The following is a 5,487-nucleotide window of genomic DNA, read 5'->3' on the forward strand; positions in this document are numbered from 1 at the left end:
ATCTTTTCAGTACACAATAATACTTGGTCGTTTTTAGGCTCGTTATTAAAATGATAACAATATCATAAAAACTATTACAGAAGCATTATTTTAAATTATTTTTGTTTCAAATAACATGTCTTTACGTACTGATTTCCCCTCAAAAATACATTGAAATGAAAATTGAAAAATTAAGTAGAGAATTAAATACAATTTTACAGTCTATTATTGACAATGAGTCAAAAATAGATACCGCTATAACTGAAATTCACCCCGAAAACCGGTTAAGTGCCAAAAATTTGTGTCGGTATTTAATTCTGCGTAGTTACGATTTAAGAAAATATCATGCGAGTCTATCCGATTATGGCGTTTCCTCATTAGGCACTTTGGAGGGCTATGTTTATAGCAATCTGTACAGCGTTGTTCGAAATCTACGATTAATTCAAGGGCTTCCTATCGAAGAAAAGTCAAAAATAGAAATCATTGGCTATAAGCGGAGTAGTGAATTAATTAAGAAAAATGCCAATCATTTGTTCAATGAAGGAAGCCGAAATCATCAAATCGAAATAATGGTAACACTTCCTAACGAAGCGGCCTTTGACAAATCGATTATCGAGGAAATGGTCGAGAGTGGAATGGAAATTGCCCGAATCAACTTAAGCCACGGGGATATCGATATTTGGACCAAAATGGTACAATTTATCAACGAGATCAAAGCAGAAACCGAGCATAAACTGAAAATTTACATGGATTTATCCGGTCCAAAATTAAGAACCTCCCCAATTGAAGTCATAGGCAAAAATGGCCAAATAAAGAACAGTATTCCGATTAGAGTTGGAGAACATATTATCTTAACCAAAAGGGCTACACTAGGCAAAAAGTCGAAATTTGGAGATAACAATGAACAACTTAAAAAAGCAGAAATTGGAGTCGCTCTTCCTGAAATAATTGATGATGTCCAAATAGATGATATTGTTTTATTTGATGATGGTATGATCAAATCGGTTGTGGTTTCGAAAACTGATGAAGATGTCGAACTGCTAATCACCCATTGCTACAAACCCAAATTAGCTTCCGAAAAAGGAATCAACCTACCTGACACCAAATTGAATCTTCCCGCTTTGACCGATAAGGATATCGAAAACTTAGCCTTCGTTTGCAAAAATGCTGATATTGTGGGCTATTCTTTTGTGAGAACCGGAAATGATGTACAATATCTATACGAGCAATTGAACCTGAATGATGCTAAAGATTTAGGGGTTGTGTTTAAAATCGAAAACAAAGAAGCATTCGAAAACTTGCCTTCAATTCTACTCGAGGGAATGAAAAGAGAAAAAATCGGCGTGATGATTGCCAGAGGAGATTTGGCCGTTGAAATTGGTTTTGAAAGAAGCTCCGAAGTTCAAAATCAAATACTTTGGCTTTGCGAAGCAGCTCACATTCCGGTAATTTGGGCAACACAAGTGCTGGAAACTCTTGCGAAAACAGGCATTCCCACTCGGGCTGAAATTAGTGATGTCGTCCAAGGAGTGCAAGCCGAATGTATTATGCTTAATAAGGGTCCTTATATTAATGATGCCATCAAAATGCTCAAAAACATATTGGTGCGAATGGAAGGACATTCCCTCAAGAAAAAGAACTCCCTCAGAGCTTTAAACATAGCCAAAAACTCTCTAAATCAGCTCATTGGAGAAATAAATACAAAGCCCAAAAAAACTAAGAAGTAATAGAATTGCCTTCCTTTTGAGTAGACTTTTAATTTAATAAAAATAGATTTTCACCAAACCAATGAAATGTAAAGGAGTTATTTTTGATTTAGATGGAACAGTTGTCGATTCACTAGAAGACATAGCGAATTCTATGAATACAGTTCTTCAACAGCTAGACTACCCCACTCACAGCTATGAACAATACCAATATTTCATCGGAAGTGGTCTTCGCAATTTGGTTAGCAACTCATTACCAGAAATTCATCGAACTGAACGCCAGATAGAACATTGCTACCTATTGATGGTCGACGGCTACCGAGATTATTGCACCATTGAAACAAAACCATACGACGGAATCATTGAACTTCTTGATTATTTGGTGAGTCAGAATATTAAACTTGGAGTGTTTTCGAATAAATCAGATGAACTCACCAAGAAAATTGCGGCGTTTCTTTTCCCAAATTACTTTGAATCGGTAGTGGGTTTGAGCACTGAAGCATTGAAAAAACCGAATCCTGCTGAAGCTTTATCCATCTGCAGCAGCTGGAAATTAGAACCTGAAGAAATTTTTTTCGTGGGAGATTCCGGCATAGATATGCAAACGGCAACGAATGCGAATATGATGGCTGTAGGCGTTTCTTGGGGGTATCGACCAGAGGAAGAATTGATGGCTGAAGGAGCTAAACATATCATCAACCATCCGTCTGATTTAATACAGATTGTCAACAGTTAAAAAAACACGTTTTGATAAGCCTGTTGGAAATTAAATAGAATGATAAAAATTTAAATAAATGTCAAAACGAGACGAACTTGAAAATTTTCCTTTGTTCCAAAAAGCGGAACAAATTTTCAAAATCACCCAAGGTTTAATCGAAATTGTGCCCACCGATAATGAATTTCTTCAAGAAACTACAGTTCGATTTATGATGGAAAATGCAATGATTATTCCCGCAAAAATTGCTGGAGCTCACGGGGTTGAGTTGTACGATTTGAAAATGGAGAATGCTACCATTATCCGAAAAGCAGCCCGAGACCTCTATGTTCACGCAGGCAGCTTGCGTTTTGAAGAAGACATTCAAGACAAAGACTACATCTATTTATTGCGAAATGAAATAGATGAATTTCGACTCTTATTCATTGATTGGGTTGCAAGTTTTGATGTTTGGAACTACATCAAAGACGATTGGGGTCTGTTTAACCCTCCTGGAGTTTCCGCTCACGATAAAGACCCCGATGAGGATATTCCATTTAATCCTGATGATTTTTTACATTTTGATGTGGATGAAGAAGACGAAAACGACGACAATTGATTTTTTATCAAAAACTAAACCACTATGGACTGAAAGTCCATAGGTTTGGTTTGCAGACTGAAAGTCTGACAGGTTGTAATGCTTAATTTTTTGACCCCAAATTTACTTCGTCTTTTCGCTGCGCTCGGGTCAAAAATTAGCGCAAATCAATTTGTGAAAATTTGTGTAATTTGTGGTAAAGTTTGTAGAACCTGAAAGGGAAATGCACTAAAAGTGCATAGTTTTAACTACACCCGTGACCAATAAAACCAATAACTAAAATAGCATAAACAAAAAAACTGCTACCAACTGAAAACCATATGAAACCAAAAGATTTTTTTTCAGAAAAAGCAAAAGACTACGACAACGAAAAGTCAAGAACAAAAAATGTTAGTGACATTGCTCAAACCATTTTGAATGAAATTTCTTTTTCAATAGAAATGAGCATTATGGATTTCGGCTCAGGAACTGGCTTGCTTTTGTCTGAAATAGCGCCCTATGTTGGTGAAATTACAGCCGTTGACATTTCACCTGCAATGACCGAAGTGCTACATTCTAAAATGGAGGAAATAAAATGCCCCATTCAAATTGTACAAATGGATTTAACCAAAGGCAGTTTGGATAAAAAATTTGATGCAATTATTTCATCGATGACGATTCATCATATCGAAGATGTTTTATCTTTGTTCCAGAAATTTCATTCGCTCCTCAAGGAAGATGGCATTATCGCTATAGCGGATTTAGACAGCGAAGATGGGTCTTTTCATACTGAAGACACGGGTGTTTTTCACAATGGATTCGACCGAGAAGAATTTATTCAAATGGCAAAAAATGCTGGATTTAAGGATATAAAAATTCAAACGGCCAGCACAATCGCAAAACCAAACAATAACTATTCTGTTTTTTTAATAACAGCAAAAAAATAAACAAATTATGGCATCAGGTTTTTTCGCACTTTTAGATGATATCGCAGCAATTATGGACGATGTAGCTGTAATGAGTAAAGTTGCAGCTAAAAAAACAGCCGGAATTCTAGGGGACGATTTGGCTGTAAATGCCGAAAAAGCCTCAGGATTTATATCCTCACGAGAAATTCCCGTTTTGTTAGCCATTGCAAAAGGTTCATTTATCAATAAGTTAATTATTCTTCCTATAGCCTTTCTGCTGAGTGCTTATTTACCCATTGCAGTCATTATCATCTTAGTACTTGGGGGACTATTTTTAGCTTATGAAGGAGCCGAAAAAATATTCGAATATTTCTTTCCACACAAGCAAATGGCACTAGAAATTACAGCGCAAGATTTTTCCGAAACTGAAATTTTAGCACTTGAAAAAGAAAAAATAAAATCGGCCATTGTTACCGACTTTATTCTGTCGGTCGAAATTGTAATTATTGCACTAGGTACCGTAATTGGCAAACCGATTAGCTCACAAATTGCAGTAGTTTCAATAATTGCGATCATAGCAACCGTTGGAGTTTATGGAATTGTTGCATTAATTGTACGAATGGATGAACTGGGTTTCAGACTAATTGCATTGAATACTCGAGAACGTAGCGTATCAAAAACAATTGGAAATATACTAGTTCAAGCCTTACCAAAGGTTATAAAAAGTTTATCAGTTATCGGTACAATCGCTTTGATTTTGGTTGCTGGCGGAATCTTTGCACATAATATCGACTTTTTACATCATTTATTTACACAATTGCCTTCGATTGTAAGAGAATTTAGTTTTGGATTGATTATAGGATTTCTGGTTTTAGGAATAGTAAATCTCTTCAAAAAAATATTTGGAAAAAAGTAAGGGACTTCAAAACGTATTTTTTTTGACTATCCATTACTAATATCTATCCGAAATTTTGTTGTTATAAAAAGTTGTTTTTCTTGTATAACCATTAAGATTAAGAAACATTAAGACAAAAAACTTAATTTTCTTAATTCTCTAATGACTTATCTTTTTTAGTCTTCACAGTGGACATATAACATAAATTAAACTCACAACAAGTTTTATTTTGCAGTTTCAAAAATCAATGTTTTACTGGAATTAAAATACGAATACCGTTATACTATTCGCCAAAATTATATGATTAATAATTTAACTATAAATAATTGGTAAATAGTCACCCCTTTAAAATCCACTAACAATTTGATTGTTAATAACTTGTGATTAAATTCCGTTAAAAAAAGCACTGTTAAATCGCCAAAAAGTGTATATTTCGGTATAAAAAAGCGGCAATATGTTAGGTAAAATAAAACCAGATTTACAGCAAAATTTATTCAAAACTAGGTTAACAGACCTTATAAACCTTGGTCATCCGTTGGTAAAATTGGCTGATGAGGTTTCTTGGGATAAAATGGAGTTGGAGTTCCAAAATTTATATTCAGATCAAGGAAGACCCTCAATTCCTATTAGAAAAATTGCAGGATTATTGCTTTTGAAAGAAATGTTCAAAGAGAGCGATGAATCGGTTGTTGAACGATGGATTGAGAATGCGTATTGGCAATATTTTA

Annotated in this window: 6 protein-coding genes; all 6 read left to right on the forward strand. The window is 34.9% G+C overall.

Features of this window, described 5'->3' with window-relative positions:
- Window positions 1-155 precede the first annotated feature (155 nt).
- Window positions 156-1,706, forward strand: a complete 1,551-nt coding sequence (locus ACIQ1E_RS13640; protein WP_396171872.1) for a pyruvate kinase — start codon at window positions 156-158, stop codon at window positions 1,704-1,706.
- Between the two features lie 61 nt (window positions 1,707-1,767).
- Window positions 1,768-2,421 carry an HAD family hydrolase gene (locus ACIQ1E_RS13645; RefSeq protein WP_396171874.1) on the forward strand — a complete coding sequence of 218 codons (654 nt, stop codon included), beginning with the start codon at window positions 1,768-1,770 and terminating at the stop codon, window positions 2,419-2,421.
- 58 nt (window positions 2,422-2,479) lie between these two features.
- On the forward strand, window positions 2,480-2,998 hold the full coding sequence (locus ACIQ1E_RS13650) for a hypothetical protein (RefSeq protein WP_396171875.1): 519 nt from the start codon (window positions 2,480-2,482) through the stop codon (window positions 2,996-2,998).
- A gap of 299 nt (window positions 2,999-3,297) precedes the next feature.
- Window positions 3,298-3,903, forward strand: coding sequence for a class I SAM-dependent methyltransferase (locus ACIQ1E_RS13655; protein WP_396171878.1), 606 nt, complete (start codon window positions 3,298-3,300; stop codon window positions 3,901-3,903).
- Between the two features lie 7 nt (window positions 3,904-3,910).
- Window positions 3,911-4,780 carry a DUF808 domain-containing protein gene (locus tag ACIQ1E_RS13660; RefSeq protein WP_396171879.1) on the forward strand — a complete coding sequence of 290 codons (870 nt, stop codon included), beginning with the start codon at window positions 3,911-3,913 and terminating at the stop codon, window positions 4,778-4,780.
- A gap of 433 nt (window positions 4,781-5,213) precedes the next feature.
- Window positions 5,214-5,487: transposase (locus tag ACIQ1E_RS13665; protein WP_396171882.1), on the forward strand; the 274-nt coding region annotated here is incomplete at its 3' end.

Source organism: Flavobacterium sp. (assembly GCF_044348915.1).
Classification (GTDB): domain Bacteria; phylum Bacteroidota; class Bacteroidia; order Flavobacteriales; family Flavobacteriaceae; genus Flavobacterium.

Coding starts and splice junctions, on each gene's coding strand:
- ACIQ1E_RS13640 (WP_396171872.1), top strand. CDS start 156: ATGAAAATTGAAAAATTAAGTAGAGAATTAAATACAATTTTACAGTCT.
- ACIQ1E_RS13645 (WP_396171874.1), top strand. CDS start 1,768: ATGAAATGTAAAGGAGTTATTTTTGATTTAGATGGAACAGTTGTCGAT.
- ACIQ1E_RS13650 (WP_396171875.1), top strand. CDS start 2,480: ATGTCAAAACGAGACGAACTTGAAAATTTTCCTTTGTTCCAAAAAGCG.
- ACIQ1E_RS13655 (WP_396171878.1), top strand. CDS start 3,298: ATGAAACCAAAAGATTTTTTTTCAGAAAAAGCAAAAGACTACGACAAC.
- ACIQ1E_RS13660 (WP_396171879.1), top strand. CDS start 3,911: ATGGCATCAGGTTTTTTCGCACTTTTAGATGATATCGCAGCAATTATG.